This window comes from Streptomyces sp. Act143 (genome assembly GCF_003143935.1).
GTDB lineage: Bacteria > Actinomycetota > Actinomycetes > Streptomycetales > Streptomycetaceae > Streptomyces.
Genome location: NZ_QFRX01000001.1, coordinates 3,205,074 through 3,224,966, shown reverse-complemented (window position 1 = coordinate 3,224,966; position 19,893 = coordinate 3,205,074). Strand labels below are relative to the sequence as shown.

Below are 19,893 nucleotides of genomic sequence, written 5' to 3'. Positions count from 1 at the left end.
GGCGGTGACCGCGGAGGGATGGCCGGAGGCGCGCCATCCTAGAGCCCGAACAGCCCGCCTGACCAGGGGTTTCGCAAGACGTATACGGCATTGTCAGTGGGGTGGTGTGCAATGGATCTCGTGCCCGCGCTCGAAGAACCACTGAAAAAGGTGCTCGGCCCACCCACCGCGAAGGTGATGGCCGAGCATCTCGGCCTGCACACCGTCGGCGACCTCCTGCACCACTACCCGCGCAGATACGAGGAGCGGGGCCAGCTCACCCACCTGGCCGACCTCCCCATGGACGAGCACGTCACGGTGGTGGCGATGGTCGCCGACGCCCGGCTGCACACCTTCGCCTCCGCCAAGGCCCCGCGCGGCAAGGGCCAGCGCCTCGAAGTGACCATCACGGACGGCAACGGCCGCCTCCAACTGGTCTTCTTCGGCGCCGGCGTCCACAAGCCCCACAAGGAACTCCTGCCGGGCACCCGCGCGATGTTCGCGGGCAAGGTCTCCGTCTTCAACCGCCGCCTGCAACTGGCGCATCCGGCGTACGAGTTGCTGCGCGGCGACTCGGACGAGACCGTCGAGACCTGGGCCGGCGCCCTGATTCCCCTCTACCCGGCGACGGCCAAGCTGGAGTCCTGGAAGATCGGCAAGGCCGTGCAGACGGTCCTGCCGAGCGCCCAGGAGGCGGTCGACCCGCTCCCGGACTCCCTCCGCGAGGGCCGCGGCCTGGTCTCGCTCCCCGAGGCCCTCCTCAAGATCCACCGCCCGCACACCAAGGCCGACATCGAGGACGCCCGCTCCCGCCTCAAGTGGGACGAGGCCTTCGTCCTCCAGGTCGCCCTCGCCCGCCGCCGCCACGCCGACGCCCAGCTCCCGGCGGTGGCCCGGCGCCCCCAGCCGGACGGCCTCCTGTCGGCCTTCGACGACCGCCTCCCCTTCACCCTCACCGAGGGCCAGCAGAAGGTTTCCAAGGAGATCTTCGACGACCTGGCCACCGAGCATCCGATGCACCGGCTGCTGCAGGGAGAGGTGGGAAGCGGGAAGACGATGGTCGCCCTGCGCGCCATGCTCGCCACCGTCGACGCGGGCGGCCAGGCCGCCATGCTCGCGCCCACCGAGGTCCTCGCGCAGCAGCACCACCGCTCGATCGTGGAGATGATGGGCGAGCTGGCCGAGGGCGGGATGCTCGGCGGCGCCGAGCACGCCACCAAGGTGGTGCTGCTGACCGGGTCCATGGGAACGGCCGCGCGGAAGCAGGCACTGCTCGACCTCGTCACCGGCGAGGCCGGCATCGTCATCGGCACGCACGCGCTGATCGAGGACAAGGTGCAGTTCCATGACCTCGGCCTGGTCGTCGTCGACGAACAGCACCGCTTCGGCGTGGAGCAGCGGGACGCGCTGCGCGGTAAGGGCAAGCAGCCGCCGCACCTCCTCGTGATGACGGCCACCCCCATCCCGCGCACGGTCGCGATGACGGTCTTCGGCGACCTGGAGACCTCGGTCCTCGACCAGCTCCCGGCCGGCCGCTCCCCGATCGCCAGCCATGTCGTGCCGGCCGCCGACAAGCCCCACTTCCTGGCCCGCGCCTGGGAACGCGTGCGCGAGGAGGTGGAGAACGGCCATCAGGGGTACGTCGTCTGCCCCCGCATCGGCGACGCCATCGACGAACCCGCCGACCCCAAGAAGGCCCGCAGGTCCGCCGAGGACGAGGCGGAGAAGCGCCCGCCGCTGGCCGTCCTGGAGGTGGCCGACCAGCTCACCAAGGGCCCGCTGAAGGGCCTGCGGGTCGAGGTGCTGCACGGCCGTATGCACCCCGACGACAAGGACGCGGTCATGCGCCGCTTCGCCGCCGGCGAGACCCATGTCCTGGTCGCCACCACGGTCATCGAGGTCGGGGTCAACGTCCCCAACGCCACCGCCATGGTGATCATGGACGCCGACCGCTTCGGCGTCTCCCAGCTCCACCAGCTCCGCGGCCGGGTGGGCCGCGGCTCCGCGGCGGGCCTGTGCCTCCTGGTCACGGAGATGCCGGAGGCGAGCGCGGCCCGCCAGCGGCTGAACGCGGTGGCGTCGACGCTGGACGGCTTCGAGCTGTCCCGCATCGACCTCGAACAGCGCCGCGAGGGCGACGTCCTCGGCCAGGCCCAGTCGGGCGCCCGCACCTCCCTGAAGGTCCTCGCCGTCATCGAGGACGAGGAGGTCATCGCGGAGGCGCGGGAGGAGGCCGTGGCGGTGGTGGAGGCCGACCCGGAGCTGGCGAACCTTCCGGGCCTGCGCACGGCATTGGACGCCCTCTTGGACGAGGAGAGAGAGCAGTACTTGGAAAAGGGGTGAGGAAGGCGCCCTAGGGGCGCGGGGCTGTAATCCATATGCGGCTACCGCCGCGCGGGCGCGACCAGCCACACTGAAACCTGAAGCCGCTCACGAAACAAGGACCAACGATGACCCGCGTAATCGCCGGCGCAGCCGGCGGTCGCCGCCTGGCCGTCCCGCCAGGGACCGGCACCCGCCCCACCTCCGACCGCGCACGCGAGGGCCTCTTCTCCACCTGGCAGTCCCTCCTGGGCGGCCCCCTGGAGGGCGAACGGGTCCTGGACCTCTACGCCGGATCAGGCGCGGTCGGCCTCGAAGCCCTCTCCCGCGGCGCGAGCCACACCCTCCTCGTGGAGGCGGACGCCCGTGCCGCCCGCGTCATCCGCGAGAACGTGAAGGCGATCGGCCTCCCCGGCGCCGAGGTGCGGGCGGGCAAAGCGGAACAGATCATTCAGCAACCGGCGTCGGCCGAGCCGTACGACATCGTCTTCCTCGACCCGCCGTACCGAGTCACAGATCACGATCTTCGGGAGATTCTCCTCACACTCCGCTCGGGGGGCTGGCTCGCGGCGGAGGCGCTCGTCACCGTGGAGCGCAGCACCAGAGGCGGGGAATTCGGGTGGCCGGAGGGTTTTGAAGCGCTCCGGTCCCGTCGTTACGGCGAGGGAACGTTTTGGTACGGTCGCGCCGCCTCTACGTGCGAAGACGCACGATGACCGGACCGGAGAGCGAGGGATCTCAAGTGCGCCGCGCCGTCTGTCCCGGGTCGTTCGACCCGATCACCAACGGACATCTCGACATCATTTCCCGCGCCTCCCGTCTGTATGACGAGGTCTATGTCGCGGTGATGATCAACAAGTCCAAGAAGGGCCTGTTCGAGGTCGACGAGCGGATCGAGCTGATCCGCGAGGTCACCGCCGAATACGGCAACGTCAGGGTCGAGTCCTTCCACGGCCTCCTCGTCGACTACTGCAAGCAGCGCGACATCCCCGCGATCGTCAAGGGCCTGCGCGCGGTCAGCGACTTCGACTACGAACTCCAGATGGCCCAGATGAACAACGGGCTGTCCGGCGTGGAGACCCTGTTCGTCCCCACCAACCCCACCTACAGCTTCCTGTCCTCCTCGCTCGTCAAGGAGGTCGCGACCTGGGGCGGCGACATCGCCCACCTCGTCCCGCCGGTCGTGCTGCGGGCCCTCAACGAGCGCCTGCGCAAGGACTGATGGGGCTACAGTCGTCCCGTCCGTCTCCAACACATCGGTAGAGAGTGGCGAGCACACGGTGGACGTGCAGAAGAAGCTCGACGAGATCGTCGCCGCGGTCTCCGGCGCCCGGTCCATGCCCATGTCGGCCTCGTGCGTGGTCAACCGCGCCGAACTGCTCGCCATGCTGGAAGAGGTCCGGGCCGCTCTGCCCGACTCCCTCGCCCAGGCCCAGGAGCTGATCGGCGACCGCGAGTCGATGGTCGAGCAGGCCCGCCAGGAGGCCGAGCGGATCATCTCCGGCGCGCACGCCGAGCGCGGCTCCCTGATCTCCGACACCGAGGTCGCCCGCCGCTCCCAGGCCGAGGCCGACCGCATCCTGAACGAGGCCCGCCGGGAGGCGGAGGAGGTCCGCGCCGAGGCCGACGACTACGTCGACTCCAAGCTGGCCAACTTCGAGGTCGTCCTCACCAAGACCCTCGGCTCGGTCGGCCGTGGCCGCGAGAAGCTCCTCGGCACCGGCCCGGGCCTGGACGAGCAGGGCTACGAGGACGAGGACGCCCCCGAGCGCAGCCACGACCCCGAGACCCTGCGCCGCGACGCCGACGCCTACGTCGACACCAAGCTCGGCGCCTTCGAGGCGGTCCTCGCCAAGACCCTGGAGGCCGTCGGCAAGGGCCGCGCCAAGCTGCACGGCCGGATCGCCACCGACGATCTCGGCGCCCTCGCCGACGACGACAGCACCGTCCAGCACTCCAGCGACGCCGACTACCTCGCCGACCTCGCGGCCCTGGCCGAGCAGGACGCCTCGGCCGCCGCGGCCGTACCGCAACAGCAGCAGTACGACCAGCAGCCCGCCTACGGCTACCCGCAGCAGGACACCTACGGCGGCTACCCGCAGCAGCCGGCCTACGCCCAGCAGCAGGACCCCTACGGCTACCAGCAGGCCGACCCGTACGCGTACCAGGGCTACGACACCCAGCAGGCCCCCTACGACGCCGGACAGGCGCAGCAGGTCCAGCAGGCGCAGCACGCCCAGCAGTCGTACGCCCTCGACGAGACCAGCCTCTTCGACACCGGCATGATCACGCCGGAGCAGCTGAGGGCCTACGAACAGGGTCGCGGCCAGTAAGGGACCACCGGATTGGGCCGTGAGCGAAAGGTCCAGTATCCTGGCTCTTCGGTCGCGCGTACGTCCGCGATCAACGCTGCCCGGGAACACCGAAGGGCAGCGTCCCTCTGAGCTCGAAGATCGAAAGCAGGAATGGCCCTGAACGCCCGCCTCGACCACCGCAAGCCTCTCGTGTTCGACACACACGAGCTGGGGCGGCGGCCCGGCGCGCAACAGCGCCTGACCCGCGAGATCGACGCTCCCAAGGATCTCGGGATCGCGGGAGTCATCGGAGTGCCGGAAGGCGCCCCGGTGGAGCTCGAACTCCGCCTTGAGTCGGTCATGGAAGGGGTGCTTGTCACAGGCACCGCCCGTGCACAGGCGAAGGGGGAGTGCGTAAGGTGTCTGGAGCCGCTCGAGCTCGCTCTCGAAGCGGACTTCCAGGAGATGTTCTCGTACCCTGACGCCGACGAGCGGGGCCGCGCGAAAGCGACGGAGCCCGACGACGACGCCGAGGACGACGAGGACAGGCTCTTTCTCGAGGACGGCCTGTTCGACCTCGAACCAGTGCTGCGTGACGCGGTGGTGCTTGCCCTGCCGATGCAGCCGGTGTGCCAGGACGACTGCCCCGGCCTGTGCTCCGAGTGCGGAGCCCGGCTGGCGGACGACCCGGACCACCACCACGACGCCGTCGACATCCGTTGGGCGGCACTGCAGGGACTCGCCGGTTCACTCGAAGATGGCGAGAAGGACGAGATGAGCGGCGCCGAAGCGGGCGTCGACGAGAAGCAGGAGAAGTAGCCGTGGCTGTTCCGAAGCGGAAGATGTCGCGCAGCAACACGCGCCACCGCCGGTCGCAGTGGAAGGCTGCGGTCCCCACCCTGGTTGCGTGCGAGCGCTGCCACGAGCCCAAGCAGCAGCACATCGCGTGCCCGTCTTGTGGCACCTACAACAAGCGCCAGGTCCTCGAGGTCTGAGCGGCTGGTGAGAGGCACTGTGTCCACGCCGAAGAAGAACTCTGCGGAGAACACGGCCTCGTCCCACACGCTGTTGGAAGGGCGGCTCGGGTACAAGCTCGAGTCCGCCCTTCTGGTGCGTGCGCTGACCCACCGGTCCTACGCGTACGAGAACGGCGGTCTGCCGACCAACGAGCGCCTGGAGTTCCTCGGGGACTCCGTCCTCGGCCTCGTGGTCACGGACACGCTGTACCGCACCCACCCCGACCTGCCCGAAGGCCAGCTGGCCAAGTTGCGGGCCGCGGTGGTCAATTCTCGTGCGCTGGCGGAGGTCGGCCGCGGGCTCGACCTGGGCTCCTTCATCCGGCTCGGCCGCGGTGAAGAGGGCACGGGCGGCCGGGACAAGGCGTCCATCCTCGCCGACACCCTCGAAGCGGTGATCGGCGCGGTCTATCTCGACCAGGGTCTGGACGCGGCGGGCGAACTCGTCCACCGGCTCTTCGACCCGCTGATCGAGAAGTCCTCCAACCTCGGTGCCGGCCTGGACTGGAAGACCAGTCTCCAGGAGCTCACCGCGACCGAAGGGCTCGGCGTCCCCGAGTACCAGGTCTCGGAGACCGGCCCCGACCACGAGAAGACCTTCACTGCTGCCGCCCGCGTCGGAGGCGTCTCGTACGGCACCGGCACCGGCCGCAGCAAGAAGGAGGCGGAGCAGCAGGCCGCCGAGTCCGCCTGGCGGTCCATCCGGGCCGCGGCGGACGAGCGCGCCAAGGCCGCCGCGAAGGCCGCCGAGGCCGCCGCGGGTGCCGACGAGGCGTCCGCCTCCGCCTGACAAGTACAGCGCAGTACGCCGAGCGCCCGTCCCGCCCCGGGGCGGGCGCTCGGCTCATACACCGGGGGATGCGATGCCCGAGTTGCCCGAGGTAGAGGTCGTACGACGAGGTCTGGAGCGGTGGGTCGCCCATCGTGCCGTCGCCGAGGCCGAGGTGCTGCACCCGCGCGCGGTGCGCCGCCACATCGCCGGTGCCGACGACTTCACGCACCGCCTCAAAGGCCACCGCATCGGCGTCCCCAGCCGCCGCGGCAAGTACTTGTGGCTGCCCCTGGAGGACACCAACCAGTCCGTCCTCGCCCATCTCGGCATGAGCGGCCAGCTCCTGGTCCAGCCGCACGAGGCACCCGAGGAGAAGCACCTGCGCATCCGCGTCCGCTTCGCCGACGGCCTCGGCACCGAGCTCCGCTTCGTCGACCAACGCACCTTCGGCGGACTGTCGTTGCACGACAACACCGAGGACGGCCTGCCCGACGTCATCGCGCACATCGCCCGCGATCCGCTGGACCCGCTCTTCGACGACGAGGCCTTCCACCAGAACCTCCGCCGCAAGCGCAGCACCATCAAACGGGCCCTGCTGGATCAGTCGTTGATCAGCGGCGTCGGCAACATCTATGCGGACGAGGCGCTTTGGCGCGCCCGCATCCACTACGAACGCCCGACCGCCGGGTTCACGCGCCCGCGCACGGCCGAACTCCTGGGCCATGTAAGGGATGTGATGAACGCGGCCCTCGCGGTCGGCGGCACCAGCTTCGACAGCCTGTACGTCAACGTCAACGGCGAGTCCGGCTACTTCGACCGCTCACTCGACGCGTACGGCCGTGAGGGCCTGCCCTGCAAGCGGTGCGGTACGCCGATGCGCCGGCGGCCGTGGATGAACCGGTCGAGCTACTTCTGCCCGAAGTGTCAGAGGGCGCCGCGCGTCTCGTCGTAGCGCTGACGTGCGTCGAGCACGTCGTCCATCCGGCCCTCCAGGAAGTGGATGAGGCCGAGCAGCCGGGTGGCCAACTCGTGGCCCAGCGGCGTCAGTTCGTAGTCCACGCGGGGCGGGTTGGTGGGCTGCGCCTCGCGGTGCACCAGGCCGTCGCGCTCCAGTGCGTGCAGGGTCTGCGACAGCATCTTCTCGCTCACCCCGTCGACGCGGCGGCGCAGCTCGTTGAAGCGCAGGGAGCCTTCGTGCAGCGCGCCGAGCGTGAGTGCGCCCCAACGGCCGGTGATGTGCTCCAGCGTGCCGCGCGAGGGGCAGGCCTTGGCGAACACGTCGAAGGGCAGATCCCGGTCCGCCGTGCGCTCCTGCGTGATGTCCATATCTCAAGCGTACTCGAACGCAGCGCCAACCCGGAGGTTGCGCTAACTAAAAGTTAGTGCTTACCTTTCCTCATCGCCAGTGAACTGCTCATTTCAGGAGTAAGCATCATGACCACCCCTGTCGTTTCCGTCGCCTACCACTCCGGCTTCGGCCACACCGCCGTCCTCGCCGAGGCCGTCCGTGCCGGTGCGCAGGACGCCGGGGCCGAGGTGCATCTGATCAACGTCGCCGAGATCACCGACGAGGAGTGGGCCACCCTCGACCGCTCCGACGCGATCGTCTTCGGCTCCCCGACCTACATGGGCACCGCCTCCGGCCCCTTCCACGTCTTCGCCGAGGCGACCTCCAAGCGCTGGTTCGGACAGGACTGGAAGGACAAGCTGGCCGCCGGCTTCACCAACTCCGGTTCCAAGAGCGGCGACAAGCTGCACACCCTGCAGTTCTTCCAGATCCTCGCCGCGCAGCACGGCATGCACTGGATCAACCTCGGTCTGCACCCGGGCTGGAACAACAGCGAGGGCTCCGAGCACGACCTCAACCGCCTCGGCGTCTTCGCCGGTGCCGCCGCGCAGACCAACGTCGACGAGGGCCCGGACGGCGTCCACAAGGCGGACGTGGCGACCGCCGAGCACCTGGGCCGTCGGCTGGCCGAGACGGCGAAGGTGTTCACCCAGGGGCGCACCGCCGTCGCGGCGTGAGGGCTGACGCAACGCGAAGGAGGCTCCCGTCCGGTCGCCGGACGGGAGCCCCCTTCGTCGAGCTCGCGATCAGTAGCCGAAGTCCTGCGTCCACCAGGGGCCGCCGGTCCCGAAGTGGACTCCGACGCCCAGCGTCTTGAAGTCGCAGTTCAGGATGTTCGCCTTGTGGCCGGGGCTGTTCATCCAGGCCTCCATCACCGCGGCGGCGTCGGCCTGGCCGCGGGCTATGTTCTCGCCGCCGAGGCCGGTGATGCCCGCCGCCTCGGCCCGGTCCCAGGGGGTGTTGCCGCTGGGGTCGGTGTGGTCGAAGAAGCCCTGGGCGGCCATGGCGTCGCTGAAGTCCTCGGCGAGCTTGCCCAGCGCGCTGTTCGCGGAGACCGCGCTGCAGCCCACCTTGGCCCGCTCCTCGTTGACGAGCTTCAGCACCTCGGCCTCGGCCTGCGCCTCCGCGGACACGGTGATGCCCGGAGCGGTGCTGCTCTGCGGCGCCTTGGTGGCCGTCTTCGACGGCGTCGCCTCCGGCTCCTTGGCCGGTTCCTTCGTGGGCTCCTCGGTCGGCTTTTCGGTCGGCTTCTCGGTCGGTGCCGCGGTCGAGGCGGACGGCGCCGGCGAGGCCGTGCGCTCACCGCCGCGGCTGGCCGCCTCGTCGTCCCGGCCGTCGTCGGCGCTGCCGGACGTGCCGCCCTGCTCGGTGGCCGAGTTGGTCGGGGTGTCCGCGGCCTGCACCTTGTCGCCGCCGCTGCCGCCGCCGAGCTTGTAGGTGTCGAGGCCCGGCACCACACCGGTGGCGACCGCGACAGTGCCGATGGCGACCGCCGCTGACACTCCGAGCAGCCCGGTCCTGACCGGCGTCACGACCTTCTTCTTGCGCCGGCGCCGGGAGCCCCCGCGCCGCGCTCCGCCGTCCGGCGAGAAGCCCTCGCTCGGGAACATGGCGGTGCTGGTGGCTCCGGCGACCTGGGCGTACTCGTCGTCCGTCGCGTAGAGGTAGGCCTCGCTGCGGGCGTGCGCCTCGGGGTTCAGATAGGGCGCGATGCCGACCGTGGGGTACTCGCCGGTGTGCGGCCCCCGGGCGTCGGCCTCGAAGTCGTACGAGAACTGCCGGTCGATGCCGTACGAGTGCTGTCCGTCGAAGTGCTGCTCGTCGAAGCCGTACGAGTGCTGCGGGTCGTAGCCGCTCGGGTACGAGCCGTCTGTTTCCGTGACCCCCGTGGCGCGGCCCGTGGCGGCGCGGCCGGCGGCGGAGCGTCGGTGGCGTCCCATGTGTCCTGGCCTTCCTCGTCCTTTGTGGCCGACTCGTCCCCGGCGGTCGGACCGAACTCACAAAACTCACACGATCGAGTGAGTTTCGTATGAGATTCATTGGCAGGGGACGGTACCGCATGGCGCCAGGGGAGGGAGCGCCCCGAGAGACATTGGTTGGTTAGGTTGCACCCATGAGCGAGGATGTACGACTGGTCGCCTGGGTGCGCGGACGCGTCCAAGGTGTGGGTTTCCGCTGGTTCACGCGGGCCAAGGCCCTGGAGCTCGGCGGGCTGAGTGGTTTTGCTCTCAATTTGGGGGACGGACGGGTCCAAGTGGTCGCCGAGGGCCCGCGCGAGCGCTGCGAGGGACTCCTCGCCTGGCTTCTGGGTGACGACACGCCCGGACGCGTGGACGGCGTCACCGAGATCTGGGACACACCCCGCGGGGGGTACGACGGCTTCGCCATCCGGTGAACCGGTTCTGTAAACCACCCCCGGTGGAGGCGGAAGGACATGCCTCCGGCAGCTGCCCGGAGCAGAAAGGTGCTGGTGGTTGCCAAGAAGGGGTTCTCGTGGGAGGCTCCGCACTTAAGGATGATCGCCACGCCCCCGAGGGCCCCGCAGGAGTCGCAGCGCCGCCGTTTCCCGGCCGCGCGCCCGGGGTTGCCCGCCAATACGGGGCGTGATCGTGTTGACCGTCAAACTTTTTGGTGAGACGCTGAATACACCCCGCGCACCTTAGCTGTTTGGCATGGTTGAACGGCAGCAGGAACTCAACAGTGCCAAGCATCGCGGGTGCGAATCCCTCACGACCCACACCGCTTCGGTCGGTCACTCAGTGTGGAGGACCATCCATCATGGCAAAGGCGCTTCTCGGTTACGTCGGCGGCTCCGACCCGCGACTCATTGCCGAGATGCGACGGCTCCAGCAGCGCGTACAGGACCTCGAATCCGAGCTCGTACGGATCCAGGCCGAGAACGACGCGCTCGCGGCTGCCGCTTCTCAGGACTCGCTTCTGGAGAGCATCGACGCACACCAGGCGGAGCCTGCGCTCACCTGATCACTGCATCGCACCACGACAAGCAGTGGTTGGGCTGCCCGTGTCAACCGCTAAGTTGTCAGAGTTGCAAGGGACGCTTCGGCGTCCCTTCTTTCTTTCCCCCGGCGCTCCCCTCACCTCTTTAACGTTTGATGTGCCCTGCACGTTCATCGGTGAAACCGCGGGCAACCGCGCGTTCATGGAGTGAGACAACCCCGGAAGGTAGAGTCCAGCGGCGTGCACCTCAAGGCCCTGACCCTCCGCGGGTTCAAGTCGTTCGCCTCGGCGACCACGCTCCGGTTCGAGCCGGGCATCACGTGCGTCGTGGGACCGAACGGCTCGGGCAAGTCCAACGTCGTCGACGCCCTCAGCTGGGTCATGGGCGAGCAGGGCGCCAAGTCGCTGCGCGGCGGCAAGATGGAGGACGTCATCTTCGCCGGCACCACCGGCCGCCCGCCCCTGGGCCGCGCCGAGGTGTCCCTGACCATCGACAACTCCGACGGGGCACTGCCCATCGAGTACGCCGAGGTCACCATCACGCGGATCATGTTCCGCAACGGCGGCAGCGAGTACCAGATCAACGGCGACACCTGCCGCCTCCTCGACATCCAGGAGCTCCTCTCCGACTCCGGCATCGGCCGCGAGATGCACGTCATCGTCGGCCAGGGCCAGCTCGACTCCGTCCTGCACGCCGACCCCATGGGCCGCCGCGCCTTCATCGAAGAGGCCGCGGGCGTCCTCAAGCACCGCAAGCGCAAGGAGAAGGCCCTCCGCAAACTGGACGCGATGCAGGCCAACCTCGCGCGCGTGCAGGACCTCACGGACGAACTGCGCCGGCAGCTCAAGCCCCTCGGCCGCCAGGCGGCGGTGGCCCGCCGGGCCGCCGTGATCCAGGCCGACCTGCGCGACGCCCGGCTGCGGCTGCTCGCCGACGACCTCGTACGACTGCGCGAAGCCCTCAAGACCGAGGTCGCCGACGAGGCCGCGCTGAAGGAACGCAAGGAGACCGCCGAGCAGGAGCTGAAGAAGGCCCTCCAGCGCGAGGCGCTCCTGGAGGACGAGGTACGGCAGCTCACGCCACGCCTCCAGCGCGCCCAGCAGACCTGGTACGAGCTCTCCCAGCTCGCCGAGCGGGTGCGCGGCACCATCTCGCTCGCCGACGCGCGCGTGAAGAGCGCGACCTCCGCCCCGCCCGAGGAACGGCGGGGCCGCGACCCCGAGGACATGGAGCGCGAGGCCGCCCGCATCCGCGAGCAGGAGGCCGAGCTGGAGGCGGCCCTGGAAGCGGCCGAGCGAGCCCTTGAGGACACGGTCGCCCACCGCGCCGACCTGGAACGCGAGCTCGTGCAGGAGGAGCGGCGTCTGAAGGACGTGGCCCGCGCCATCGCCGACCGCCGCGAGGGCCTGGCCCGCCTCAACGGCCAGGTCAACGCGGCCCGTTCACGTGCCGCCGCCGCCCAGGCCGAGATCGACCGCCTGGCCGCAGCACGGGACGAGGCCCAGGAACGGGCCGTCGCCGCGCAGGAGGAGTACGAGACGCTCAAGGCCGAGGTCGACGGGCTTGATGCCGGGGATGCGGAGCTCGCCGAACAGCATGACGCGGCGAAGGCGGCACTCGCCGAGGCGGAGGCCGCGCTGGCCGCCGCACGGGAGGCGGCGACGGCGGCGGAGCGGAAGCGGGCGGCGACGCAGGCCCGGCACGAGGCGTTGGCGCTGGGACTGCGGAGAAAGGACGGGACGGGAATACTGCTGGGCGCGAAGGACCGCCTCAGCGGCCTGCTGGGCCCGGCGGCGGAGCTGCTGAGTGTGACGCCGGGCTACGAGGTCGCGTTGGCGGCGGCGTTCGGCGCGGCGGCGGATGCCCTGGCGGTCACCTCCCCGTCCGCGGCGGCGGACGCCATCCGCCTGCTGCGCAAGCAGGACGGCGGACGAGCGTCACTCCTGTTGGCAGGCGCTCCGGAAACGCGGCCAAGGGGCGATGGGAACTGCGCGACCAGCCACGATGCGCCCGCAGTCGCCGGACAGCAGCACGCGGCGGATTTCGTCCGCGGCCCTTCCGACCTCATGCCGGCCGTGCGCCGCCTGCTCCACGGCATCGTCGTCGTCAGCACCCTCGAAGACGCCGAGGACCTCGTCTACGCCAACCCCCACCTCACCGCCGTCACTGCCGAAGGCGACCTCCTCGGCGCCCACTTCGCCCACGGCGGTTCCGCGGGCGCCCCCAGCCTCCTGGAAGTACAGGCGTCGGTGGACGAGGCGGCCGCCGAGCTGGAAGAGCTGGCCGTGCAGTGCGAGGTGCTGACCGAGGCCCAGCACGCGGCAGCGGAGCGGCGCAAGGAAAGCACCGCGCTCGTCGAGGAACTGACCGAGCGCCGCCGCGCCGCCGACCGGGAGAAGTCCGCCGTCGCCCAGCAGCTCGGTCGCCTTGCCGGGCAGGCGAAGGGTGCCGCGGGGGAGGCCGAGCGGTCGACCGCGGCCGCCGCCCGCGCGCAGGACGCGCTGGACAAGGCCCTCCAGGACGTCGAGGAACTCGCCGAGCGGCTCGCCGTCGCCGAGGAGATGCCCGTCGAGGAGGAGCCGGACACCGCCGTACGGGACCGGCTCGCCGCCGACGGTGCCAATGCCCGGCAGACCGAGATGGAGGCCCGGCTCCAGGTCCGTACGCACGAGGAACGTGTCAAGGGACTGGCCGGACGGGCCGACTCCCTCGACCGTGCCGCCCGCGCGGAGCGCGACGCACGCGCGCGTGCCGAGCAGCGGCGGGCGCGGCTGCGGCACGAGGCCGCGGTCGCGGAGGCCGTCGCCTCCGGTGCCCGGCAGCTGCTCGCGCACGTCGAGGTGTCGCTCGGGCGCGCGGACGCCGAGCGGACCGCCGCCGAGGCCGCCAAGGCCCTGCGGGAGCAGGAGCTCACGGCCGCGCGCGCCACCGGCCGCGACCTCAAGGCCGAGCTGGACAAGCTCACCGACTCCGTCCACCGCGGCGAGGTGCTCGGCGCCGAGAAGCGGATGCGGATCGAGCAGCTGGAGACCAAGGCGCTGGAGGAGCTGGGGGTCGAACCGGCCGGGCTCGTCTCCGAGTACGGGCCCCATCAGCTCGTACCGCCCTCCCCGCCCGCCGAGGGCGAGGAGCTGCCGGATGACCCGGAGCATCCGCGCAACCAGCCCAAGCAGTTCCACCGGGCGGAGCAGGAGCGGCGGCTGAAGGCCGCCGAGCGGGCGTACCAGCAGCTCGGCAAGGTCAATCCGCTCGCCCTGGAGGAGTTCGCGGCGTTGGAGGAGCGCCACAAGTTCCTCAGCGAGCAGCTGGAGGACCTGAAGAAGACCCGCGCCGACCTGCTCCAGGTGGTGAAGGAGGTCGACGAGCGCGTCGAGCAGGTCTTCACCGAGGCCTACCGGGACACCGCCCGGGAGTTCGAGGGCGTCTTCAGCCGGCTGTTCCCGGGGGGCGAGGGGCGGCTCATCCTGACCGACCCCGACAACATGCTCACCACGGGCGTGGACGTCGAGGCGCGTCCGCCGGGCAAGAAGGTCAAGCGGCTCAGCCTGCTCTCCGGTGGCGAGCGTTCGCTCACCGCCGTAGCGTTGCTGGTGTCGATCTTCAAGGCCCGGCCGAGTCCGTTCTACGTCATGGACGAGGTCGAGGCCGCGCTCGACGACACCAACCTTCAGCGACTGATCCGGATCATGCAGGAGCTGCAAGAGGCCTCGCAGCTCATCGTGATCACGCATCAGAAGCGGACGATGGAGGTCGCCGACGCGCTGTACGGCGTCTCCATGCAGGGCGACGGCGTCTCGAAGGTCATCAGCCAGCGGCTGCGCTAGCCGTCCCCGACCTGCCCGTCTACCCGGTCTCCAAATCTTCAATCCTTGAACTCAAGGTCCTCACGGGTGCCTGTTTTCTCACATCGCTTCTTCTGTTGACTTCATAACTTGAAGGCATAGGGTCTGCATCGTTGTTCTTGCCTTCAGGCAGCGTTGCCGATGGCCTTAGGAGTTGAACGTGACCAGCACAGCGCAGGCGTCCCAGTCAGGAGCCAGAACGGCTCACCCTGATCATCTCGGGCACGTCATCTTCATCGCGGCGGCCGCCGCGATGGGCGGATTCCTCTTCGGCTACGACAGCTCCGTGATCAACGGCGCCGTCGAGGCCATCCGGGACCGGTACGACATCGGTTCGGCGGCGCTGGCGCAGGTCATCGCCATCGCCCTGATCGGCTGCGCCATCGGCGCCGCGACCGCGGGACGGATCGCCGACCGCATCGGGCGCATCCGCTGCATGCAGATCTCGGCCGTACTGTTCACCGTGAGCGCCGTCGGTTCCGCACTGCCCTTCGCCCTGTGGGACCTCGCCCTCTGGCGCGTCGTCGGCGGTTTCGCCATCGGCATGGCCTCGGTGATCGGCCCCGCCTACATCGCCGAGGTCGCCCCGCCGGCCTACCGCGGCCGCCTCGGTTCCTTCCAGCAGGCCGCGATCGTCATCGGCATCGCCATCTCGCAGCTGGTCAACTGGGGGCTGCTCAACGCCGCCGACGGCGACCAGCGCGGCAAGCTGATGGGCCTGGAGGCCTGGCAGGTCATGCTCGGCGTCATGGTGATCCCGGCCGTCCTCTACGGCCTGCTCTCCTTCGCCATCCCCGAGTCCCCGCGCTTCCTCATCTCCGTCGGCAAGCACGACCGCGCCCGCGAGATCCTCAAGGAGGTCGAGGGGGAGAACGTCGACCTCGACGCCCGCGTGGCCGAGATCGAGCACGGCATGCACAGCGAGCACAAGTCCACCTTCAAGGACCTGCTCGGCGGCGGCTTCTTCTTCAAGCCGATCGTCTGGGTCGGCATCGGCCTGTCGGTCTTCCAGCAGTTCGTCGGCATCAACGTCGCGTTCTACTACTCCTCGACGCTGTGGCAGTCGGTCGGCGTCGACCCGACGGACTCGTTCTTCTACTCCTTCACGACGTCGATCATCAACATCATCGGCACCGTGATCGCCATGATCTTCGTCGACCGCGTCGGCCGTAAGCCGCTGGCCCTCATCGGCTCGGTCGGCATGGTGATCGGTCTGGGGCTGGAGGCCTGGGCGTTCTCCTACGACCTGGTCGACGGCAAGCTCCCGGCCGCCCAGGGCTGGACCGCGCTGATCGCGGCCCACGTCTTCGTCCTCTTCTTCGCCCTGTCCTGGGGCGTCGTCGTCTGGGTCTTCCTCGGTGAGATGTTCCCGAACCGCATCCGCGCCGCCGCCCTGGGCGTCGCCGCCTCCGCGCAGTGGATCGCCAACTGGGCCATCACCGCGAGCTTCCCGTCGCTGGCCGACTGGAACCTGTCCGTGACCTACGTGATCTACACGGTCTTCGCCGCGCTCTCCATCCCGTTCGTCCTCAAGTACGTCAAGGAGACGAAGGGCAAGGCGCTGGAGGAGATGGGCTGAGCCCACCCCGTTCCCGAGGAGGAGGGGCCAAGTCCCCGCTGCCCCCTCTCCTCGTATCCCGCCGCCGCCCCGGCTCGGCCACTGTCCGAGCCGGGGCGGCGGTGTGTCCGCGGCGCTCAGTCCGCCAGGGCCGGCAGCACCCGCTCCGCGAACAACCGCAGACTCCGCCACCCCTCCGCCACCGGCATCCCCCCGGCGAGCGGATGCAGTACGTAGTTGTCGTGCCCCAGCGCCACGCACTCCTCCGGCGTCAGCACCCGGTACACGCCCTCGGCGCGCAGCTCCGCCACGTTCGTCGCCGCCGACTTCACGGCGGACCGGATGTCCCCCGACTGCCAGGAGGCGTACGTCCGCGCCTCGTGCAGGAAGTGCTCTCCGTGCGCGGCCCACACCTCGTCCGGGTCCTCGGCGATGTGCAGCAGCGGGGTCTCGGCGGCCGGCATCATCGTCCACCCCTCGGTGCCGTACTCGACGAGCCGCTCCTTGTAGTACGCCTCCAGCTCCGGCAGGTGGGCGCTGGGGAAGAAGGGGAGGCCGAGGCGGGCGGCCCGGCGGGCGGCGGCCTTCGAGGAGCCGCCGACCAGGAGGAGGGGGTGCGGGTCGGTGAAGGGGCGCGGGGTGACGCGTACCGTACGGCCGCGGTACGGGAACTCCTCGCCGGTCCACGCCTTCAGGAGCGTCTCCAGCAGCTCGTCCTGGAGCTTGCCGCGCCGCTTCCACTCCACATCGAACAGGGCGTACTCCTCGGGCCGGTACCCGATCCCGGCGACCGTCACCAGGCGGCCGCCGCTCAGCAGGTCGAGGACGGCGATCTCCTCGGCCAGCCGCAGCGGGTCGTGGAGCGGGCCGATGACCGCCGAGACGGTGACCGCGATGCGGCGGGTGGCGCCGAAGACGGCTGCCGCGAAGGCGAAGGGGGAGGGGAGCCAGTTGTTCGCGACGCCGTGGTGCTCCTCGGTCTGAACGGTGGTGACGCCGTGTTCGTCGGCGTACGCGGCCATCTCCAGGGCGGCCTGGTAGCGGGCGCGCAGGGAGGCGGGGGTGGCGGCTGGCTCGACGAGGTTGAAGCGGACGACCGTGACGGGCATGGGGGTCCCCCTTCACGCGGGTTCCGGCGGTGGAGGGGGACGTTAGCTGACGAGGCGTCAGATCACCATGGCCGTGGCCCTGCCGGCGTAGGTGCGGCGGTGTGCCGGGCGGCACGGACCGGACCGACCGGGCCATGCGGGGCGATCGGCCCGGGGCCGGGGGGCGATCGGCGTCGCGACGCCGCCGGCGATTGCCTGCCAGGAGCCGAGTCCGCACGCCACGGCCGGGTTCGCTCGAATTGATACACTTCGGGGCCTTTTGCGCTTGGAGGAAAGTACAGGCTGGGTCTGCCCGGGGGCCATGACTGATACTGGTCGGGTTATGGAAACCGTCATCCTTGCTGTAGTCATCGCCGTGGTCGTGCTCGGTGTGCTCGGCGGGCTCGTCGTCGGCAGCCGACGCAAGAAGCCGCTGCCCCCGCCGCCTCCCGCAGCGCCCGACATCACCGCCCCTCCGGCCGAGCCGCACGTCGGCGACGAGGCCGAGACGCCCCGCGACGAACCGCGCCGGACGATAGAGGAGGTGGACCTGCCCGACGGCTCGACCGGAGTCGCCGTCGAGGAACCGCCCGTCGTCGAAGAGCTCCCGCCGACCGAGATCGAGGTCCCGGAGCCCACCGCCGGCCGCCTGGTGCGGCTGCGCGCCCGTCTCTCCCGCTCACAGAACGCGCTCGGCAAGGGCCTGCTGACCCTGCTGTCCCGCGAGCACCTCGACGACGACACCTGGGAGGAGATCGAGGACATCCTCCTCACCGCCGACGTCGGCGTCGCCCCCACCCAGGAGCTGGTCGAGGGCCTGCGCGAGCGCGTGAAGGTGCTCGGCACCCGGACCCCCGAGGAGCTGCGCGGTCTGCTGCGCGAGGAGCTTCTCAAGCTGGTCGGCACCGATTTCGACCGCACGGTGAAGACCGAGCCGGCGGCCTCCAAGCCCGGCATCGTGATGGTCGTCGGGGTCAACGGCACCGGCAAGACCACCACCACCGGCAAGCTGGCCCGCGTGCTCGTCGCCGACGGCCAGTCCGTCGTCCTCGGCGCCGCGGACACCTTCCGTGCCGCCGCCGCCGATCAGCTGCAGACCTGGGGCGAGCGGGTCGGCGCCCACACCGTGCGCGGGCCCGAGGGTGGCGACCCCGCCTCCATCGCCTTCGACGCGGTGAAGGAGGGCAAGGAGATCGGCGCCGACGTCGTGCTGATCGACACCGCCGGGCGGCTGCACACCAAGACCGGCCTCATGGACGAGCTCGGCAAGGTCAAGCGCGTCGTGGAGAAGCAGGCGCCGCTCGACGAGGTGCTGCTGGTGCTGGACGCGACGACCGGGCAGAACGGCCTGGTGCAGGCGCGGGTGTTCGCCGAGGTCGTGGACATCACGGGCATCGTGCTGACCAAGCTGGACGGCACCGCCAAGGGCGGCATCGTCGTGGCGGTCCAGCGGGAGCTGGGGGTGCCGGTGAAGCTGGTGGGGCTCGGTGAGGGCGCGGACGACCTGGCGCCGTTCGAGCCGGAAGCGTTCGTGGATGCGCTGATCGGAGAGTAGGACGTCGTACCCGCGAAGAAGTGCCCGCCCCCAAGGTGCAGTTGGGAGCGGGCACTTCGCTTTTCGGTGCCCGTGCGCCTACGCCCGCGACCGATGCGCGACGTAGGCCAGCGTCCCCAGCAGCAGTCGCGCCGCCGGCGGCTTCGTCGCCGAGTCCAGGGCCGGTGGGCGCAGCCAGCGCACCGGGCCCAGGCCGCCCCGGTCCGAAGAGGGCGCCGTGATGTACGTGCCCGGGCCCAGGCCGCGCAGGTCCAGGGAGGTCGGGTCGTCCCAGCCCATGCGGTAGAGGAGTTCGGGGAGTTCGGCGGCGGCGCCGGGAGCGACGAAGAAGTGGGCGCGGCCTTCGGGAGTCGCGGTGACCGGGCCGAGGGGGAGGCCCATGCGCTCCAGGCGGACCAGCGCCCGGCGCCCCGCGGGCTCGGCCACCTCGATCACGTCGAAGGCCCGGCCGACCGGCAGCATCACCGAGGCGCCCGGGAACTCGGACCAGGCGCCGGTCACCTCGTCCAGCGTCGCGCCCGCGGGCACCTCCGGCGCGAAGTCCAGCGGGTGCGCGCCCGGCGCCCGGCAGTCGGAGTGGCCGCAGGAACAGGCGCCCGCGGCGGCCCGGGCGCCCGGGACCACGTCCCAGCCCCACAGGCCGGTGAACTCTGCCACGGCGGTGCACTCCGACGAGCGGCCGCGGCGGCGCGAGGAGGGGCGGATGTCGCGAATGCCCCGACTACTGCCGATCGTGAAGCCCATGCCCCCTCCAACGGGTCCAGCACACCGGTGGTTACGAGACGGGTACGGAAAGTGACCTGAGCGGTACGTCGAACGTCCACCCCGCGCCCGGATGCGCCCCCGGTGGTGCGCCCGGCGGCGTGCGCCCCTGAGTGCACCGCTCCGCCCACTCCCGGCCGTCCTATGTCAAGTGAATCGCGTGTGGGCGACCGTGAGTTCATTCGAAGGGGTGGCGAATGGTGGCGTTTCCGGGATCGCCATGGCTGGAGGGGTGATCGTAGGATTACTTTGAGTGCACGAGTCCTGGGGGCACATGCACTCGTGGGTATGCCGGAGGCAAGTCGGTATCCCGTTCGAAGGGTGACAACCGTCGGACAGGAAGCCGTATTTACCGGCATTCTGATAGGGCTTGGCGCACTCAGCGACAAGTGGTCTCA

Annotated in this window: 18 protein-coding genes; 14 read left to right on the top strand and 4 right to left on the bottom strand. The window is 70.3% G+C overall.

What is annotated here, in order from left to right; all coding sequences use genetic code 11:
* The first annotated feature begins 111 nt into the window (after positions 1-111).
* From recG to mutM, 8 genes are all read left to right on the top strand, one after another.
* The gene (gene recG / locus DI272_RS14295; protein ID WP_109495747.1) at positions 112-2,322 is read left to right on the top strand and encodes an ATP-dependent DNA helicase RecG; all 2,211 of its coding nucleotides are present in this window, start codon (positions 112-114) and stop codon (positions 2,320-2,322) included.
* A gap of 107 nt (positions 2,323-2,429) precedes the next feature.
* Complete coding sequence (rsmD, locus tag DI272_RS14290) at positions 2,430-3,017, top strand: 16S rRNA (guanine(966)-N(2))-methyltransferase RsmD (RefSeq protein WP_109495746.1); 588 nt, start codon at positions 2,430-2,432, stop codon at positions 3,015-3,017.
* 26 nt (positions 3,018-3,043) lie between these two features.
* Entirely contained in the window at positions 3,044-3,523 is a 480-nt protein-coding gene (gene coaD, locus DI272_RS14285; protein WP_181387183.1) for a pantetheine-phosphate adenylyltransferase, read from the top strand.
* Positions 3,524-3,581: 58 nt separating this feature from the next.
* A complete protein-coding gene (locus DI272_RS14280; protein WP_109495744.1) occupies positions 3,582-4,634 on the top strand; it encodes a DivIVA domain-containing protein in 1,053 nt (350 codons plus the stop codon).
* A 132-nt stretch (positions 4,635-4,766) separates the two neighbouring features.
* Entirely contained in the window at positions 4,767-5,414 is a 648-nt protein-coding gene (locus DI272_RS14275; protein WP_109495743.1) for a DUF177 domain-containing protein, read from the top strand.
* A gap of 2 nt (positions 5,415-5,416) precedes the next feature.
* Positions 5,417-5,590, top strand: coding sequence for a 50S ribosomal protein L32 (gene rpmF / locus DI272_RS14270; protein WP_003951102.1), 174 nt, complete (start codon positions 5,417-5,419; stop codon positions 5,588-5,590).
* A gap of 19 nt (positions 5,591-5,609) precedes the next feature.
* The gene (gene rnc / locus DI272_RS14265; RefSeq protein ID WP_109495742.1) at positions 5,610-6,401 is read left to right on the top strand and encodes a ribonuclease III; all 792 of its coding nucleotides are present in this window, start codon (positions 5,610-5,612) and stop codon (positions 6,399-6,401) included.
* A gap of 73 nt (positions 6,402-6,474) precedes the next feature.
* On the top strand, positions 6,475-7,335 hold the full coding sequence (mutM, locus tag DI272_RS14260; protein ID WP_109495741.1) for a bifunctional DNA-formamidopyrimidine glycosylase/DNA-(apurinic or apyrimidinic site) lyase: 861 nt from the start codon (positions 6,475-6,477) through the stop codon (positions 7,333-7,335).
* Here mutM and DI272_RS14255 read toward each other — a convergent pair.
* Positions 7,308-7,709: a helix-turn-helix domain-containing protein gene (locus DI272_RS14255; RefSeq protein WP_109495740.1), complete on the bottom strand. Its 402-nt coding sequence runs from the start codon at positions 7,707-7,709 to the stop codon at positions 7,308-7,310. The two genes, mutM and DI272_RS14255, sit on opposite strands and share 28 nt — an antisense overlap.
* Before the next feature lie 108 nt (positions 7,710-7,817).
* Between DI272_RS14255 and DI272_RS14250 the strand changes: the two genes are divergently transcribed.
* Positions 7,818-8,408 (top strand): flavodoxin family protein, encoded by a 591-nt coding sequence (locus tag DI272_RS14250; protein WP_109495739.1) that lies wholly within the window; start codon positions 7,818-7,820, stop codon positions 8,406-8,408.
* Positions 8,409-8,477: 69 nt separating this feature from the next.
* Here DI272_RS14250 and DI272_RS14245 read toward each other — a convergent pair whose 3' ends face one another.
* Positions 8,478-9,671 carry a CAP domain-containing protein gene (locus tag DI272_RS14245; RefSeq protein WP_109495738.1) on the bottom strand — a complete coding sequence of 398 codons (1,194 nt, stop codon included), beginning with the start codon at positions 9,669-9,671 and terminating at the stop codon, positions 8,478-8,480.
* 173 nt (positions 9,672-9,844) lie between these two features.
* On the opposite strand from DI272_RS14245, the gene DI272_RS14240 reads away from it, so the two are divergent.
* From DI272_RS14240 to DI272_RS14225, 4 genes are all read left to right on the top strand, one after another.
* The gene (locus DI272_RS14240) at positions 9,845-10,126 is read left to right on the top strand and encodes an acylphosphatase (RefSeq protein ID WP_059198050.1); all 282 of its coding nucleotides are present in this window, start codon (positions 9,845-9,847) and stop codon (positions 10,124-10,126) included.
* Between the two features lie 383 nt (positions 10,127-10,509).
* On the top strand, positions 10,510-10,713 hold the full coding sequence (locus tag DI272_RS14235) for a hypothetical protein (RefSeq protein ID WP_059198049.1): 204 nt from the start codon (positions 10,510-10,512) through the stop codon (positions 10,711-10,713).
* A gap of 216 nt (positions 10,714-10,929) precedes the next feature.
* A complete protein-coding gene (smc, locus tag DI272_RS14230) occupies positions 10,930-14,514 on the top strand; it encodes a chromosome segregation protein SMC (RefSeq protein WP_109495737.1) in 3,585 nt (1,194 codons plus the stop codon).
* Positions 14,515-14,692: 178 nt separating this feature from the next.
* Positions 14,693-16,111, top strand: a complete 1,419-nt coding sequence (locus DI272_RS14225) for a sugar porter family MFS transporter (protein ID WP_109495736.1) — start codon at positions 14,693-14,695, stop codon at positions 16,109-16,111.
* Between the two features lie 116 nt (positions 16,112-16,227).
* Here DI272_RS14225 and DI272_RS14220 read toward each other — a convergent pair whose 3' ends face one another.
* On the bottom strand, positions 16,228-17,199 hold the full coding sequence (locus DI272_RS14220; protein WP_109495735.1) for an LLM class flavin-dependent oxidoreductase: 972 nt from the start codon (positions 17,197-17,199) through the stop codon (positions 16,228-16,230).
* 322 nt (positions 17,200-17,521) lie between these two features.
* Here DI272_RS14220 and ftsY point away from each other — a divergent pair, with 322 nt between their 5' ends.
* Complete coding sequence (gene ftsY / locus DI272_RS14215; RefSeq protein WP_109495734.1) at positions 17,522-18,733, top strand: signal recognition particle-docking protein FtsY; 1,212 nt, start codon at positions 17,522-17,524, stop codon at positions 18,731-18,733.
* Between the two features lie 78 nt (positions 18,734-18,811).
* Here the strand turns inward: ftsY and DI272_RS14210 are convergent, their stop codons facing one another.
* Complete coding sequence (locus DI272_RS14210; protein WP_109495733.1) at positions 18,812-19,477, bottom strand: bifunctional DNA primase/polymerase; 666 nt, start codon at positions 19,475-19,477, stop codon at positions 18,812-18,814.
* Between the last annotated feature and the right edge of the window lie 416 nt (positions 19,478-19,893).